General features: G+C 64.8%; 13 protein-coding genes. 9 read left to right on the top strand and 4 right to left on the bottom strand.

The features are described 5' to 3' along the window. Positions 1-114: 114 nt before the first annotated feature. From AC1DIO_RS20645 to AC1DIO_RS20605, 9 genes are all read left to right on the top strand, one after another. A complete protein-coding gene (locus AC1DIO_RS20645) occupies positions 115-1,056 on the top strand; it encodes an ABC transporter permease (protein WP_476767986.1) in 942 nt (313 codons plus the stop codon). Next, the gene (locus AC1DIO_RS20640) at positions 1,053-1,934 is read left to right on the top strand and encodes an ABC transporter permease (protein ID WP_476834378.1); all 882 of its coding nucleotides are present in this window, start codon (positions 1,053-1,055) and stop codon (positions 1,932-1,934) included. The genes AC1DIO_RS20645 and AC1DIO_RS20640 overlap by 4 nt, the downstream gene beginning before the upstream one ends. After that, the gene (locus AC1DIO_RS20635) at positions 1,934-3,706 is read left to right on the top strand and encodes an ABC transporter ATP-binding protein (RefSeq protein ID WP_476854016.1); all 1,773 of its coding nucleotides are present in this window, start codon (positions 1,934-1,936) and stop codon (positions 3,704-3,706) included. The genes AC1DIO_RS20640 and AC1DIO_RS20635 overlap by 1 nt, the downstream gene beginning before the upstream one ends. Positions 3,707-3,725: 19 nt before the next feature. Further along, positions 3,726-5,069 (top strand): MmgE/PrpD family protein, encoded by a 1,344-nt coding sequence (locus tag AC1DIO_RS20630; RefSeq protein ID WP_476854015.1) that lies wholly within the window; start codon positions 3,726-3,728, stop codon positions 5,067-5,069. A gap of 23 nt (positions 5,070-5,092) precedes the next feature. Then, positions 5,093-6,646, top strand: coding sequence for an ABC transporter substrate-binding protein (locus AC1DIO_RS20625; RefSeq protein ID WP_476767982.1), 1,554 nt, complete (start codon positions 5,093-5,095; stop codon positions 6,644-6,646). 57 nt (positions 6,647-6,703) lie between these two features. After that, positions 6,704-7,999, top strand: coding sequence for an NAD(P)/FAD-dependent oxidoreductase (locus tag AC1DIO_RS20620; protein WP_476767981.1), 1,296 nt, complete (start codon positions 6,704-6,706; stop codon positions 7,997-7,999). Positions 8,000-8,149: 150 nt separating this feature from the next. Further along, positions 8,150-8,521, top strand: coding sequence for a RidA family protein (locus AC1DIO_RS20615; protein ID WP_476767980.1), 372 nt, complete (start codon positions 8,150-8,152; stop codon positions 8,519-8,521). Between the two features lie 169 nt (positions 8,522-8,690). Continuing rightward, on the top strand, positions 8,691-10,478 hold the full coding sequence (locus tag AC1DIO_RS20610; RefSeq protein WP_476854014.1) for an amidohydrolase family protein: 1,788 nt from the start codon (positions 8,691-8,693) through the stop codon (positions 10,476-10,478). Between the two features lie 157 nt (positions 10,479-10,635). Beyond that, positions 10,636-10,815, top strand: a complete 180-nt coding sequence (locus AC1DIO_RS20605; protein ID WP_476767978.1) for a transposase domain-containing protein — start codon at positions 10,636-10,638, stop codon at positions 10,813-10,815. A 328-nt stretch (positions 10,816-11,143) separates the two neighbouring features. Here the strand turns inward: AC1DIO_RS20605 and AC1DIO_RS20600 are convergent, their stop codons facing one another. The 4 genes from AC1DIO_RS20600 to AC1DIO_RS20585 are packed head-to-tail and all read right to left on the bottom strand — an operon-like array spanning position 11,144 to position 15,046. Next, positions 11,144-12,148 (bottom strand): dipeptide ABC transporter ATP-binding protein, encoded by a 1,005-nt coding sequence (locus AC1DIO_RS20600; protein ID WP_476767977.1) that lies wholly within the window; start codon positions 12,146-12,148, stop codon positions 11,144-11,146. Next, complete coding sequence (locus AC1DIO_RS20595; RefSeq protein WP_476854013.1) at positions 12,145-13,116, bottom strand: ABC transporter ATP-binding protein; 972 nt, start codon at positions 13,114-13,116, stop codon at positions 12,145-12,147. The genes AC1DIO_RS20600 and AC1DIO_RS20595 overlap by 4 nt, the downstream gene beginning before the upstream one ends. 8 nt (positions 13,117-13,124) lie before the next feature. Then, a complete protein-coding gene (locus AC1DIO_RS20590; RefSeq protein ID WP_476767975.1) occupies positions 13,125-14,033 on the bottom strand; it encodes an ABC transporter permease subunit in 909 nt (302 codons plus the stop codon). A gap of 2 nt (positions 14,034-14,035) precedes the next feature. Continuing rightward, positions 14,036-15,046: an ABC transporter permease subunit gene (locus AC1DIO_RS20585; protein WP_476767974.1), complete on the bottom strand. Its 1,011-nt coding sequence runs from the start codon at positions 15,044-15,046 to the stop codon at positions 14,036-14,038. Positions 15,047-15,084 lie beyond the last annotated feature (38 nt).

Raw genomic sequence — 15,084 nt, 5'->3', positions numbered from 1 at the left:
TGAGGCGGTGGCCTAGCTTTCCGTTGGCTGGGCTCGGCGCCGCGCGAACCTGGAGAGTTCTACGCGCCGGCTCAACCGCTTCAGGGCCTTGCAGCAGGCCGTCCGGGGGGCTGGATGCTTTCATTTGCGCTAAAGCGCCTTGGCTTTGCCTTCGTAACGGTCTTCAACGTTCTGACCGTCGTCTTCCTGATCGTGCGCGTGCTTCCCGGAGATCCCGTCATGGTGATCCTCGGCGATCAGGCGAGCCCCGCCAGCGCGCAGGCGCTGCGCGAGAAGCTCGGCCTCGACAAGCCGCTTCTCGCGCAATACGGCGATTTTCTCCTTCAGGCGGCGCAGGGCAATCTCGGCAATTCGATGTCCTCCGGCCGGCCGGTCATGGAGGAAATCCTGGCCGTGCTGCCCTATACGATCGAGCTCACCATCGCCTCGCTCATGCTGGGCTGCCTGCTCGGCGTGCCCGCGGGTGTCTGGGCCGCCGTCCGACGCGGCCGGCTGCCCGACTACGCCTTGCGCCTCCTGTCGCTGCTGGGCCTGTCGATCCCGGCATTCGTGGGGGCAATTGTTCTCCTGATTGTCTTTGCCATCCAGCTAGGCTGGTTCCCCGTCATCAGCTCGGGCGGCGGCGATACCATAGGTGCACGCATCTGGCAGATGACGCTGCCGACCGTCGTGCTGGCGCTGATCATGATGGCGTACATCACGCGCGTAACCCGCTCGGCCATGCTCGAGGTACTGAACCAGGACTTCATCCGCACCGCCCGCGCCAAGGGCGCCAAGTCCGCCGCCGTGGTGTGGAGCCATGCGCTGGGCAACTGCATGATCCCGATCACCACCGTGGTGGGTCTATATCTCGGCGTGCTGATCGGCCACTCGGCGCTGACCGAGATCGTGTTCTCGCGGCCCGGGCTCGGCAAGCTGATCCTCACCGCGCTCTCCCAGCGTGACTACACGCTGCTGCAGGGCCTCATCGTCATCTACACGATGATCGTCGTGATCGTGAATCTGATCACTGACCTGACCTATGGCTTCTTCGATCCGAGGGTGCAGTACAAATGAGCAATCCTGCATCGGGGTCGACCACCGAAAGGCCGCGCTCGAGCGAAGTGCGTGCCTTCCTGTCGCGCCTGAGCTTCTCCACTTGGGTCGGCGTCGCAATCCTCGCGGCCCTCGTCCTCGCCTCCATTTTCGCGCCGTATCTCACCGGGCACTCGCCGGCCCGCCAGAGCATGATGGCTCAATTCGCCGAACCAGGCGGCCGCTATCCGCTCGGTGCCGATCAGCTTGGTCGCGATATCTGGTCCCGTCTGGTCTATGGCGCGCGCTACTCGCTCTATATCGCTGTGTTCTCAATCCTGACCGCGCTCGTGGTCGGCTCGCTGATCGGCATGATCGCGGGCTTTCGCGGCGGCAAGATTGATATCGTGCTGATGCAGGCCATGGATGTCATCATCGCCTTCCCGTCGCTGATCCTCGGCTTGGCCTTGGTGGCGTTGATGGGGGCGACGATGACCAACATCATCGTCGCCATTGCCTTCGGTGCGACGCCCTCCTTCGCCCGCATCGCGCGGGGCGCGGTCATCGCCCAGCGCGACCGGGAATATGTGCAGGCCAGCCGCGCCATGGGCTTTTCGGGCCCGCGCATCCTCCTGCGGCACATCCTGCCTGCGATCGTCCCCGAGATCATGGTCATGGCCTCGATGTGGATGGCGACGGCGGTGCGCACCGAGGCCTCTCTCGCCTTCGTCGGCCTCGGCCTGCCGCCTCCGACGCCAACCTGGGGTGGCATGGTACGCGACGGGCTCGACTCGATCCTGATCTCTTACCACCTCGCCCTCTTCCCAAGCCTCGCCATCCTCGTGCTGGTGCTCGCCTTTAACCTGATCGGCGACGGGCTGCGCGATGCCATCGATCCCCGCCTGAAGGATGCATCGTGATGCAGGGCGAACCTGTCCTCTCGGTCCGCGGCCTCAACGTCGCTTTCGGTAGCGCGGCGGTCGTCAAGGACCTGAGCTTCGAGATCGCACCGGGCAGCACTCTGGCCGTGGTTGGTGAATCGGGCTCCGGCAAGAGCGTGACCTCGCTCGCCATCATGGGCCTGCTGCCGGAACGCACGGGTCGCGCGAGCGGCTCGATCAAGCTCGCCGGCCGCGAACTGCTCACCCTCAGCGAGGCTGAAAAGCAGAAGATCCGCGGTGGGCAGGTCGGCATGATCTTCCAAGAGCCGATGACATCGCTCAACCCGGTGCAGCGCATAGGCGACCAAATCGGCGAGGCCATCCGCATTCATCGCGGCCTCAAGGGGGCGGCGCTGCGCGAGGCCGTGATGGACATGCTGCGCAAGGTCAGGATCCCGGATCCCGAGCGCCGCATCGACAACTATCCTCACACCTTCTCCGGCGGCATGCGTCAGCGCGTGATGATCGCCATGGCGCTGGCGACCAATCCCGGTGTCATCATCGCCGACGAGCCGACGACGGCGCTCGACGTGACGGTGCAGGCGCAGACGCTCGACCTGCTCAAGGACCTGCAGCGCGAGACGGGCACCTCAGTGCTCTTCATCACGCATGACATGGGCGTTGTGGCAGAAATGGCCGACCATGTGCTGGTCATGCGCCATGGCCGCTGCATAGAGTACGGCACGGTCGAGGAAGTCTTCTCGAATCCGAAGGACGCCTATACCCGCCGGCTCATCGAGGCCGCGCCGAGCCTCGTCGGCAAACTGTCCGCAAGCACCAGCGCACCAGCCCCCGTCGCAAGCCTACCGGCGGCTGCCACCGGGTTGGACCAGGTCATCGAGGTCAAGAACCTTTCTGTGCGTTTTCCCTCCCGTTCCGGGCTGTTCATGCGCCGAAAGGGAGAGGTCCGTGCGGTCGAGAATGTCTCCTTCTCGATTGGCAAGGGCGAGACGTTGGGCCTCGTCGGCGAATCCGGCTCGGGCAAGTCAACGATCGGCAAGGCGATCATCGATCTCGCGCCGCGCCATTCCGGTGAGATCACGGTCGCAGGCACCCGGATCGACTACAGCGACTCTCGCAGCCTCGGCGTGCTCAGGCGCAATGTGCAAATGATCTTCCAGGACCCGTTTGGCTCGCTGGACAGCCGCCAGACCATCGGCTCGGCGATCATCGAGCCGATGAAGGTGCATGGCATCGCCACGGGCAAGGCAGCCCTGTCGCGGATGGAGTGGCTGCTGGAGCGTGTCGGGCTCGATCCGCATCGCGCCAACCGCCTGCCTCACGAATTCTCGGGCGGCCAGCGCCAGCGCATCTGCATCGCCCGCGCTTTGGCGATGTCGCCGAAGCTCATCATCGCAGACGAGGCCGTGTCGGCGCTCGACGTGGCGATTAAGGCGCAAATCATCGACCTGATGATCGACCTGCAGGAAGAGTTCGGGCTGTCCTATCTCTTCATCAGCCATGACATGGCGGCGATCGAGCGGATCTGCAGCCGCGTCGCCGTGCTCTATTATGGCGAGGTCGTCGAGATCGGCGGCCGCGACGATGTCATCGGCCGTCCGGCGCATGACTATACGCAACGCCTGCTCGCGGCGATCCCGATCACCCATCCCGACCAGCGCGTCCAGCGCCCGCCGCAGGCGCTCAGCGACGGTCCGGCGCGCAGCCCGATCAAGCCCCTCGACTACCAGCCCCCGCCGGAGCGCTGGGGCATGATGGCCGCAGGCCATTTCGTCCGTCTCGCCGTATAACCGCTCAGGCCGTCCAAGAATGTACGCTACCGAGGAACTCGGCGCCTTCGTTGCCCATCACATCGAAGGCAACTTGCCGGATCGCACCCGCGAGATGATGACACTGCTCGTCATCGATCTCCTTGCCGCCAGCGCAGCCGGCTTCGATGGAGCGCTGGCGACCGCGGCGCGCTCGGCAGCAAAGGGCATCTTCGGAGCGGGGCCTGCCGGCGTTTGGCTGACTGATGACAAGCTCAGCATAGCCGGCGCTGCCATGGCGAACGCCGCAGCTGCCAGCGCACTCGACATTGATGACGGCCATCGCGGCGCGGCCGGCCATCCCGGGGCGGGTATCATCCCCGCAGCCTTCGCCGTCGGCCAGGCGCTGGGTTCGTCGGGTACGGCCATCCTCGATGCGATCGCTCTCGGCTATGATGCCGCGCTGCGCGTCGCGACGGCGCGGCCGGTACCGACAATCATCACATATGCCAGCGGACGCTGGCTCAGCTTCGGGGTTGTGGCAGCTGCCGGCCGCCTGCTGGGACTAAGCGGCCATGAGATCGCTCATGCCATGGCGATCGCTTCCGTGGAGGGGCCGCTCGGCCTGGTCTTTGGTGGTAGCAAATATCAGGGCAGCACGGTCAAGGAGTCGATTCCGGCCGCTGTGGTGTCCGGCCTCACGGGAGCCTTCCGCGCGCGCGCCGGCGCAACCGGTCCGATCGATCTGCTCGACAATGGAGACTTTTACACCCGCTCCATTCTGACGGACCGGCTCGGCGCGCATTGGTGGCTCGAGGATTGCTATCTCAAGCCCTATGCCTGCTGCCGCTACATGCATGCGGCGGTGGATGCCATCCTGGCCATGCGCGAACCCGGCAAGCCGATCAAGAGCCTGCGCATCGAGACCTTTGCGCGCGGCCTGCGCCTGTCGAACTCGCGTGCGCCGACCACGCTCGAGGGCGGGCAGTACAGCTACTATTTCAGCTGTGCGCTCGCGGCTGTCCATGGCGCGGCGGCCCTACAGCCTGTCGATMCCGCAAGCCTGCGCGATCCCGCCGTTCTGGAACTCGCTGGCCGCATCGAACTGGCCTCGCATGAGGATTTCGACAGCCTGTTTCCCCGTTCGACACCCTGCCGCGTCAGCTTGGACCAAGGCAACGGGCCGCGCGTCATGACGGTGTCCGCTCCGCTCGGCGACGTCGCCAACCCGATAAGCCACCCACAGGTCACGGAGAAATTCCGCCGGATCAGTGCATCCGCGCTGCTGCCGGACGCGCAGGACCGAATCCTGGCCGCGGCGACCGGCCTGCACAGTACTGGCTTCGCCGCACTGTTCGATGCGCTCGTAGCGCCGTCTCCGAGTAAACCCACAGACACGAACTGATAACCATAAGGGAGGACGGATAAATGCTCGGGAAGATAGGATTGGCCACCAGCGCGCTAGCGCTGGTCGTCGCTGCACCACTGCCAGCTTTTGCGGCAAAAACCGAACTGATCTTTGGCGCTACCGCCGAGAACGTCGGCAACCTCGACCCGCATTACGCGACCTCGACCTCCGACCGCTCGCTGGTAGCCTGGGTGTTCGGCGGTCTCGTGCGCTTCGCCCCGGGCTCGACCAGCCCCACCAGCATCGAGGGCGATCTGGCGGAAAGCTGGGAGGCCAGCGACGACCGCCTCGTCTGGACCTTCAAGCTGCGCAAGGGCGCGCAGTGGCAGGGCAATTACGGCGAAGTGACCGCCGAGGACGTCGTGTTCAGCCTTGAGAAGGCGCGCGACCCCAAGCGCTCGGCATTCGCCGGCGACTTCAAGGCCTTCAAGTCGATCGAGGCCGTCGATCCCTACACCGTGCGCATTTCTCTGTCGGAGCGTATCCCCAGCCTGCTCGGTGCTGTGACCAGCTATTCAGGTGGCTTCATCATCTCGCAGAAGGCCTATGAGGAGCGCGGTGATAACTTCCGCCGCAGCCCGATCGGCTTCGGCCCGTTCCGGGTGGAGTCGATCACCCCCGGCCAGAACGCGACCTTCCTGGCGCATGAGGCTTATTTCCGCGGCAAGCCGAAGCTCACCAAGGTCGTCTACCGCTTCCTCAGCAATGCGGCGGCGCGCGATCTCGCCTTCGCGGCCAAGGAGATCGACACCGGCGGCGGCCACACTGATCAGCGCTGGCTCGACCGGGCGCTCAAGACGCCGGGTATCGCGGTCGACGTGTTCGATCCGGCAGAGCTCACCATGCTCCATGTCAATGTCACCAAGCCGCCCTTCGACAATCCGAAGGTGCGCCAGGCGCTGGCCCATGCGGTCGACGCCGCCAAGGTCGTGCAGTTCCGCGGCCCGACCGTGACCCGTCCGGGCAAGTCGGCTGTCCCGAGCGCAGACCTCGGCTTCACCACGGATAACGGCCTCTACGCCACCGAGCCCGCGAAGGCCAAGAAGCTGCTCGCCGAGGCCGGCTATCCTAATGGGCTCGACGTCACGATGCTGGCGAGTCAGCTCCCGAACCTCGAGCGCTCGGCGCAGATCATTCAGGAGCAGCTCGGCGAAGGCGGCTTCAACCTGAAGCTCCAGCCCGTCGAGCACGCGACCTGGCACCAGATGATCCGCAAGGATCTCAGCCCGCTCGTGCTCTACGGCGCGGCGCGCTTCCCTGTGGCCGACAACTACCTGACGCAGTTCTTCCATTCGTCGAGCATCATCGGCAAGCCGACGGCGATTGTGAATTTCAGTCACTGCGAGGTTGCCGACAAGCAGATCGAGCAGGCCCGCAGCGAGCCCGACCAGAAGAAGCAGATCGCGCTTTGGGAGGAGGCTCAAAAGCTGATCATCACGAACGTCTGCGCCGTCCCGGTTATCGAGACCGGCAGCGTGATGGTGCGGACCGAGAAGCTGAAATGGGGTTACGACTTCAAGGGTTCGATGTCGCTCGGGCCGCTGATCACCGAGCAGACCCACTTCGTCGACTGAGTGTCACAAGGCTGCGCCGGAACACGGCGCAGCCCMTTCTCCCCAAGCGGTAACACCATGCCTCGACCGACCTTTCCGGACTACTCGAACCTGTGCGGCTGGAATGCGATGCTGCCGCCGCGCCAGGCCAATGCGCCGCTCAATGGCGATCTCGCCGTCGACTATGTCGTGGTTGGCGCTGGCTATACCGGGCTTGCAGCGGCGCGGCGTCTCCATGAGCTCGATTCACAGGCCCGGATCGCGGTGCTGGAGGCAACCACTGTCGGCGAAGGGTCTTCGGCCCGCAACTCCGGCTTCACCAATTCCCGGGTCATGCCAGGGGCAATCTCGCCCGAGCGTTCCGAGCGGGCGCGCAAGCTGAGCGCGATCTACACCGACGCCTTCGATTGGCTGACTGGAATCGTCAAGTCGCAAGGCGACGATTGCGACCTGCAGCAGGTCGGCGCGATCCGCGCGGCTGCAACAGAGGCCGGCGAGGCCGCGCTGCGCAAAAGCGTCGAAATCGCGAAGGCCAACGACTTTCCCCATACCGTGCTCGACCGCAAGGCGATCCGCGACTGCATCGGCGCCGATTATTATAGATTTGGCTTCCTGATGCACGACACTTGGCTGATGCAGCCGGCCAAGCTCATCCGCGCGCTCGCCCAAGCGCTGCCGGAGACCGTCAGGCTCTATGAGAAGAGCCCGGTCCGCGAGATGCGCCGCGACGGAAACGACTGGCGCCTCATCACCGATGGCGGCACGGTGCGCAGCCCCGTCGTTGTCCTCGCCACGAATGGCTACATCCCGAAATTCGGTTATCTCGGCACGCGCATGGCGTCGATCTTCACCTATGCCGCCGTCACCGAGCCGGTGAAGGACGCCGATCTAAGCCATCTCGGCGAATCGGACGCCTGGGGGCTTCTACCCGCCCACCGGCTCGGAACGACGCTGCGGCGCATTGGCCGCGATCGGCTGATGGTCCGATCGCTCTACGCTCACAAGGCCGAGATTGCGCAACTCTTGGCTGAAAAACAGCTGCGTGACCGCTTCACCCGGCGCTGGCCGGGCCTGAGCCATGTCGCCTTCCAGTATATCTGGGGCGGCACCACGGCCTTCACCATGAATGGCTCACCGGCCTGGGGCCAGGTCGACCAGGGAGTCTACGCTTCCGGCGGCTGCAACGGTGCGGGTATCACCAAGGGCACTGTGCTCGGCCGCCACCTCGCCGAAGCGATCCGCGGCGTTTCCAAGCCGGCTGAGCTGGCTGAGCTGATGGGCGAAGCAAGCTTCATTGCCCCGGAACCTTTCCGCTCGGTGGGCTTCCACGTCATCTCGACGATCGAGCGACGCAAGGCGGGCTTGGAAAGCTGAGAGCTTCTTAACCGGTGTTCTCGTCCTCCGGACGTTTCCCAAGCCGGGAGAACCGTCATTCCGGGGGCAAGTCGTCGGCGATATCCCGCGCGGAATACAGCATCAAGAATAGGCGCAGTTCAGGTACCCGTTTCCAATAGGAGAATTCGCATGGAAATTCAGCGCAAGTTCGTCGAGAAGCGCTACAGCAAGATTTCGATCTATAACGGCGTCGCCTATTTTGCGACGACCCCTGACCGCCCATTCGACACATCCGACGACGTCGCCCTCCAGAGCCGCCAGATCCTCGCGCGCGTTGAGGAACGCCTCGCCGAGGTCGGATCGACCAAGGCGGACCTGCTGTTCGTGACCATCATCCTGTCGAACAAGCACTATCTCGCCACATTTAACCAGATTTGGGACGAGTGGGTGAACGAAATTACTCCACCATCGCGCGCCTGCTTCTTCGCTGAACTGACCAATCCGGACATGAAGGTCGAATTCATCATACAGGCCCGGGCCGGAGTTCTTACGACAGGCTGATCCTCGGCCTCTACGGGCCAGGCCGCGGTCGACKAAAATGGCGGCCGTGACATGCAACTGCGCGTGGGCCTGCGCAACCTGACCAACAAGCAGCAGCCGGTCGCATCCGGCTGCTGCTCGGCCAGCATCTGCACACCAACACCCGGGTAACCCACGCAAGGAGTTTTCAATGACGAAGTACGCGAAGGTACTCCTCTTGTCCGCGACCGCTGTCTTCGGTGCGCAGTCCTGGCATGTGCAAGGCGCGCCCGATCCGAAGGTCGTCGCAATCGTCGGTGCGACCATGTTCGATGGCACTGGCGCGGCTCCGCACATCGCCGACGTCATCATCGAGGACGGCCGGATCGTCGCGGTCGGCAATGATCTGGCCGTGCCCAAGGGCGCACAGGTCATCAAGGCGCGGGGCAAGGCGCTGCTTCCCGGCTTCTTCGACCTCCACACGCACTGGGCGACCAGCCGCGGCTTCCCGACCACTACACCGCAGATCGCGACTGCCTATGTTCAAAGCGGCGTAACGACAGTGAATGATTACAATCAACAGCCTGAATCCTTCGCGCCGCGTCGCGAATGGCTCAGCCAGCTTGTCGCGCCGCACGTCAATTTCGCTGCTCGCCTCAGCACGCCGGGCGGCCATGGCGCCGACTGGGCGGATGAGGCCACGACGATCACCGTCAACACGCCGAACGCCGCGCGGTATTCGGTCGATCAGGTCTTGAAGTACAAGCCCGACCTCATAAAGGTATTCGCCGATGGCTGGCGCTATGGCACGGCGCCCGACAACACCAGCATGGACGAAGGGACACTGCGCGCGCTGGCCGAGGAAGCGCACAAACATAATCTGAAGGTCGTGACCCACACGGTCACGGTCGACAAGGGTGAGGTCGAATCGCGCGCCGGGGTGGATTCGCTCGCCCACGCCATACAGGACCGCAAGGTCTCGGCCGATACGATAGCATTGTTCCAGAAGAACGGCACTGGCATGGTGCCAACCATGGCCGTCTATTCTCCCTACAAGCCTGGCAACACCATGACGCCCGAACGTTTGGCTCGATCGAAGGCCAAGTTTGACGTCCTGATGTACAATGTGAAGGTCATGCATGACGCCGGCGTGCAGATCGGTGTCGGCACCGACGCGGGTGAGACCGGGACGCCGCATGGATCCTCCACGCTGCTGGAAATGCAGTTGCTGGTGAAAGCAGGCCTGACGCCGGCGCAGGCGCTGGTAGCAGGCACGAAGACGAGCGCGCAGATGATGGGCCTCGACAAGGATCGCGGCACGATCGAGGTCGGCAAGCGCGCCGACCTGGTACTGATCGACGGCAAGCCTTGGATCACTATCGACGATGTGACCAGAACAGACAGCGTGCTGATCGACGGCAAGCTGGTCTTTGGTCCGGACGCGCACACACTGCCTGCCACCAACATCGCCAACCGCCTGCCTTCGGTGAAGGTGGCGGCGCTGGTCGACGACTTCGAACGCAAGGACGGCCGTTCCTCGCTCGACACGCTGCGCCTGGATGCGCCCGACGGCGGCGTGGACCGTACGCTGATGGTGACGCAGATCGAGCCGCGCCAGGGTGGCGGGCAGGCGCTGCTCATCACCGGCCGTATGGCGACGAAGGATAACGCCTATGCCGGTGTCGCCATCCCGCTGACGCGTGGGTCTGTCGTGCCAGTTGATGTGCGTGGCTACACGGGCGTGCGCTTCGACGTGCGCGGCGCGGGCACTTATGTATTCACGCTCAACGGCCTGGACGGTAGATGGCGGGTACCGTTCGAGACCGCCACCGACTGGACGAGCGTAAGCATCGACTTCGCAAAGCTCGCCCCGCTACCGACCTCAGGCAAAGCTGGCAATGCCTGGACCGGCGACGGCATCACCCAGATCGAGTTTGGTGGATCGCGCCCGCCGAAGAGCAAATTCTGGCTCTCGATCGACAACGTCACCTTCTATTGAAGGCCAGTGGGCGGCCGGGCGAAGAGCCGGGCCGCCGGGGCCCCTGCCATCGCCTTATCACCTCGAAGCACATCGGCATCCCTCCGGCGGCGCGGGGCCGTCATGTGCGCCGTCTATCGAAGGCGTTATGACTTGAGACCCTAATCCTTTTCCAGATTTGGGGCTCAGGTCACGGGTCATAAGGTCGAGGCGGAGAAAAGGGCCCTGCCCATCCATCGCCGCCACCTGGAGGCTCAACGACGTCAATCCCGTCGCCTATATCGCCGAAACTCTGGACGGACTCATAAACGGCCACCCACAAAGCCCTATCGATGAGCTCGTGCCATGGCGCTTCTGAAAACCTCAAGCCCAAATCTGTGGAGCTGCCGCGGAGTGCTTATGGCGAGGCTGCACTAACGAGGCATGGAGCGACGGCGATCCAGAAAAATGGGGCGATGCCGACCAAAAATTAAATCGATATTTCAATAACATAGATGTTCGCAGTTTTATCCGGAACGGCGCGCCAAAACTCAACCATTCCGGTACAGAACCGCGAACACTCGGGTCCGCCGAACGATGGGACGCGCGCGAGGGGAGCGCTGTCCATAGTACGGTTCTGCAGCTTTCTCTCGTCAGGGCCAGCGCCAGGACCTTGTGACGTCAATCGCGATGGCAAGTGTCCCAAGCTAAGCGCCGTCAGGCAGAGACATCGTGCCACCGGGGTGATGGCAAGCCACCAACCGTTCATCGACGCTTCGCAATGTCGGTCTCTCGCTCCGGCACCGGTTCGTCGCGGCGGGGCAGCGACGAGCGAACGCGCATCCCTCGAACCGGTCGAACGGCGACGGCAACTCGCCGGCGATCTTTACATGCCGCGAGCGTGCCGCACCGTCGATGGAGGGCGTCGCGGCGAGCAACGCCTGCGAATAAGGGTGCAGCGGGCGTGCGAAGAAGCGCTCCTTCTCGCAATGCTCGACCACCGCGCCGAGATACATGACCATCACGCGATCGGCGATGTGACGGACGACGCCGAGATCATGCGAGATGAACAGATAGGACGGCGCCAACTCCTCCTGCAGATCCATCATCAGGTTCAGGACCTGGGCGCGGACCGAGACGTCGAGCGCGGAGACCGGCTCGTCGGCGACAACGATCTTCGGGTTGAGGATCAGTGCGCGTGCGATCGCGACGCGCTGGCGCTGGCCGCCCGAGAACATGTGCGGATAGCGCGAGGCGTGCTCGGGGCGAAGTCCAACGCGCTCCAGCATGGCGGTGACCGCATCGTGCCGGGCGTCCCAGTCGAGATCGGTATTCACGGCGAGCGGCTCGTCCAGGATGTCGCCGATGCGCTTGCGCGGATTCAGCGAGCCGAACGGGTCCTGGAAGATCAGTTGAACCGAGGCGCGCATGGCTCGCAGTGCGGCCGGCGTCGCCGTCGCGACCTCGACGCCGCCAATCTGCAATTGCCCCGCCGTCGGCCGCTCGATCATCGTGACCAGGCGCGCCAGCGTCGATTTCCCGCAGCCGGATTCGCCGACGACCGCGAGCGTGCGCCCGGCTTCCATCCGGAAGCTCACCCCGTTCACCGCCCGGAGTTCCCCCGGCTTCGACAGGAAACCCGAGGACACGAGATAGCTGCGATGCAGCTCGCGTGCTTCCAGCACGACCTTCGGCGCATCCGTCGTCGTCATCGCGCCTGCCCATCCAGGGGATAGAAGCACCGGACCTGACCGTGGCTCCATTCGGTGAGAGGCGGCGGCCTGTCGCGGCAGCGCTCGCCGGTGATCCCGCAGCGCGGCGAGAAGATGCAGCCCTCGGGCCGGTCCGCCAGACCGGGAACGGTGCCGGGGATGACGTTGAGCCGTCGCTTGCCGAGATTGCGCTCGGGCAGAGCCTCCAGCAGCGCCGCGGTATAAGGATGGCGCGGATTGCCGAAGAGGCTGCGTGTCTTCTGCAATTCGAGCTGCTGGCTGGCATACATCACCATGACGCGGTCGACCGTCTCGGCGACCACGCCCATGTCATGGGTGATCAGCACCATCGCCATCCCCTGCTCGCGCTGGAGCTCCGCGAGCAGGCCGAGGATCTCGGCCTGGATGGTAACGTCGAGCGCGGTGGTCGGCTCGTCGGCGATCAGGAGTCGCGGCCGGCAGGCGATCGCCATCGCGATCATCACCCGCTGGCACATGCCGCCCGACAATTGATGCGGGAACGCCTTGATCCGGCGCTCCGGATCGGGGACGCCGACCTTCTCCAACAGCTCGACCGCCCGGCGCCGCAAGGCCGCGCGATCGCCGCCTTCATGGGTCTTCAAGGCCTCGACCAATTGGAAGCCCACGCTGAAGCAGGGATTGAGCGAGGTCATCGGCTCCTGGAAGACCATGGCGATATCCTTGCCCATGATCCGCTGGCGCCGGGAGGCACGCAGGTTCCTGAGGTCGGTTCCGTCGAAGGACATCCTGTCGGCGCGCACCCTCGTCGGCCAGGGCAGGAGCCCCATCAGCGCGAGCATGGTCACGCTTTTCCCGGAGCCGGATTCGCCGACGATGCCCAGCACCTCGCCCCGGTCGAGATCGAGGTCGAGCCCGTCGACCGCCCGGAAGGCGCCGTCATCCGTGGGGAACTCGACAGTGAGATTGCGGATTTCGAGCAGGGGCATCGTCTCTCTCACCGCTTCAGTTTCGGGTCCAGCGCATCGCGCAGGCCGTCGCCGAGAAGATTGAAGGCGAGCACGGTGATCAGGATGGCGCAGCCGGGCAGCGTCACGACCCAGGGCGCGGCCTGAAGGAAGCTCAGCGCCGAGGCGAGCATGGTACCCCATTCCGGCGTGGGCGGCTGGGCGCCGAGGCCGAGGAAGCCGAGAGCGGCGGCATCAAGGATTGCGGCCGAGAAGCTCAGCGTGGTCTGGACGATCAGCGGCGCCACGCAATTGGGCAGGATCGTATCGGTCATCAGGCGCCAGCGGCTGGCCCCGGCGACCCGCGAGGCGACGACATAGTCCCGCGCCGCTTCGCTGAGCACCGAGGCGCGCATGAGCCGGGCGAAATGCGGCAGGAAGACCACCGCCACGGCGATCATCGCATTGGTGAGGCCGGGACCGAGGATCGCGACGATCACCAGCGCCAGCAGCAGGCTCGGCAGCGCCAGCAGGATGTCCATCGCCCGCATGATCAGGAGATCGGCGGTGCCGCCGAAGAAGCCGGCGACCAGCCCGAGCAGGCCGCCGCAGGTCAGCGAGAAGCTCACCACCAGGAAGCCGATCAGCAGCGACAGGCGCGAGCCGTGGATGAGGCGGGACAGCACGCAGCGCCCGAGATCGTCCGTCCCGAACGGGAAGCGCCATGCCCCGCCCTCCGACCAGACCGGTGGCTGCAGCAGGTGGTCGCGGAACTGCTCCGCTGGCCCGTGCGGCGCCACGATATCGGCGAAAACCGCGGTCAGCAGCAGGAGCACGACAATCGCCAATCCGATCATCGCGCCGGGGTTGCGACGCAGCGAGCGCCAGGTTTCGGCGGTCAGGCTTTCGCGCCGGGCGCGTCGCTGCGGCTTCGTCGTGCTGGTTTCGAGCGAGGCCATGATCAGCGCCCGTGCCGGATGCGCGGGTTGAGCAACCCGTAGGCGACATCGACGATCAGGTTCACCAGCATCACCAGCGAAGAGATGATGAGCACGCCGCCTTGCAGGACCGGGTAGTCGCGCCGCGCGATCGCCTCGACCAGCCATTTCCCGATGCCCGGCCAGGAGAAGATCGTCTCGGTGATGATTGCCCCGCCGAGCAGCACGCCGATCTGCAGGCCGATGACGGTGACGATCGGGATCAGGGCATTGCGCAGCGCATGGAGATTGACGACGCGCAGGGCCGAAAGCCCCTTGGCGCGGGCGGTGCGGATATAGTTCTCGCCGAGGACCTCGAGCATCGCCGAACGGGTCATGCGCGCGATCACCGCCAGTGGCAGGGTCGCCAGCACGATCGTCGGTAACAGCAGATGCGAGACCGCCGAGCGGAAGGCGCCGCGCTCGTCCGAGAGCAGGGCGTCGATGGTCATGAAGCCGGTGACGCTGTCGACGAAATAGGCGAGGTCTATGCGCCCGGAGACCGGGGTCCAGTGCAGATTGACCGAGAAGGTCAGGATCAAAAGCAGGCCCCACCAGAAGATCGGCATGGAATAGCCGGTGAGCGAAGCCATCATCATCAGGTGGTCGTAGAGCGATCCCCGCTTCAGCCCCGCCAGCACGCCGGCGGGGATCCCGATCAGCACGCCGAGCAGCACGGCGCAGAATGTCAGCTCGATCGTCGCCGGAAACAGGCTCAGGAACTCCCGCAGGACCGGCTGCTGCGTCGAGAACGAGACCCCGAGATCACCACGCAGGACCCCGGCGACATAGCCGAGGAACTGTTCGAAGAGCGGCCTGTCCAGCCCCATCTGCCTGAGCAGCGCGGCATGTCGCTCCGGCTCGATGCCGCGCTCGCCGAGGCGCACTTCCACCGGATCCCCCGGCACGAGGCGGATCAGGATGAAGGTCAGGAAGATGATGCCGAAGAAGGTCGGGACGATCAGGCCGATCCGGGCCGCAAGATAACGGAGCATGAGCCTCGCCTGCGTGAAAAGGGCGGCGGAAGCGGATG

This window comes from Allobosea sp. 05T439 (assembly GCF_056396005.1).
This window is presented reverse-complemented; position numbering and strand designations above follow the sequence as displayed.

Excerpts from the sequence above, each read along its gene's own strand:
- AC1DIO_RS20600 (WP_476767977.1), bottom strand. The coding sequence starts at position 12,148 with ATGACGACGACGGATGCGCCGAAGGTCGTGCTGGAAGCACGCGAGCTG.
- AC1DIO_RS20590 (WP_476767975.1), bottom strand. The coding sequence starts at position 14,033 with ATGGCCTCGCTCGAAACCAGCACGACGAAGCCGCAGCGACGCGCCCGG.
- AC1DIO_RS20620 (WP_476767981.1), top strand. The coding sequence starts at position 6,704 with ATGCCTCGACCGACCTTTCCGGACTACTCGAACCTGTGCGGCTGGAAT.
- AC1DIO_RS20585 (WP_476767974.1), bottom strand. The coding sequence starts at position 15,046 with ATGCTCCGTTATCTTGCGGCCCGGATCGGCCTGATCGTCCCGACCTTC.
- AC1DIO_RS20625 (WP_476767982.1), top strand. The coding sequence starts at position 5,093 with ATGCTCGGGAAGATAGGATTGGCCACCAGCGCGCTAGCGCTGGTCGTC.
- AC1DIO_RS20610 (WP_476854014.1), top strand. The coding sequence starts at position 8,691 with ATGACGAAGTACGCGAAGGTACTCCTCTTGTCCGCGACCGCTGTCTTC.
- AC1DIO_RS20640 (WP_476834378.1), top strand. The coding sequence starts at position 1,053 with ATGAGCAATCCTGCATCGGGGTCGACCACCGAAAGGCCGCGCTCGAGC.
- AC1DIO_RS20615 (WP_476767980.1), top strand. The coding sequence starts at position 8,150 with ATGGAAATTCAGCGCAAGTTCGTCGAGAAGCGCTACAGCAAGATTTCG.
- AC1DIO_RS20645 (WP_476767986.1), top strand. The coding sequence starts at position 115 with ATGCTTTCATTTGCGCTAAAGCGCCTTGGCTTTGCCTTCGTAACGGTC.
- AC1DIO_RS20595 (WP_476854013.1), bottom strand. The coding sequence starts at position 13,116 with ATGCCCCTGCTCGAAATCCGCAATCTCACTGTCGAGTTCCCCACGGAT.
- AC1DIO_RS20635 (WP_476854016.1), top strand. The coding sequence starts at position 1,934 with ATGCAGGGCGAACCTGTCCTCTCGGTCCGCGGCCTCAACGTCGCTTTC.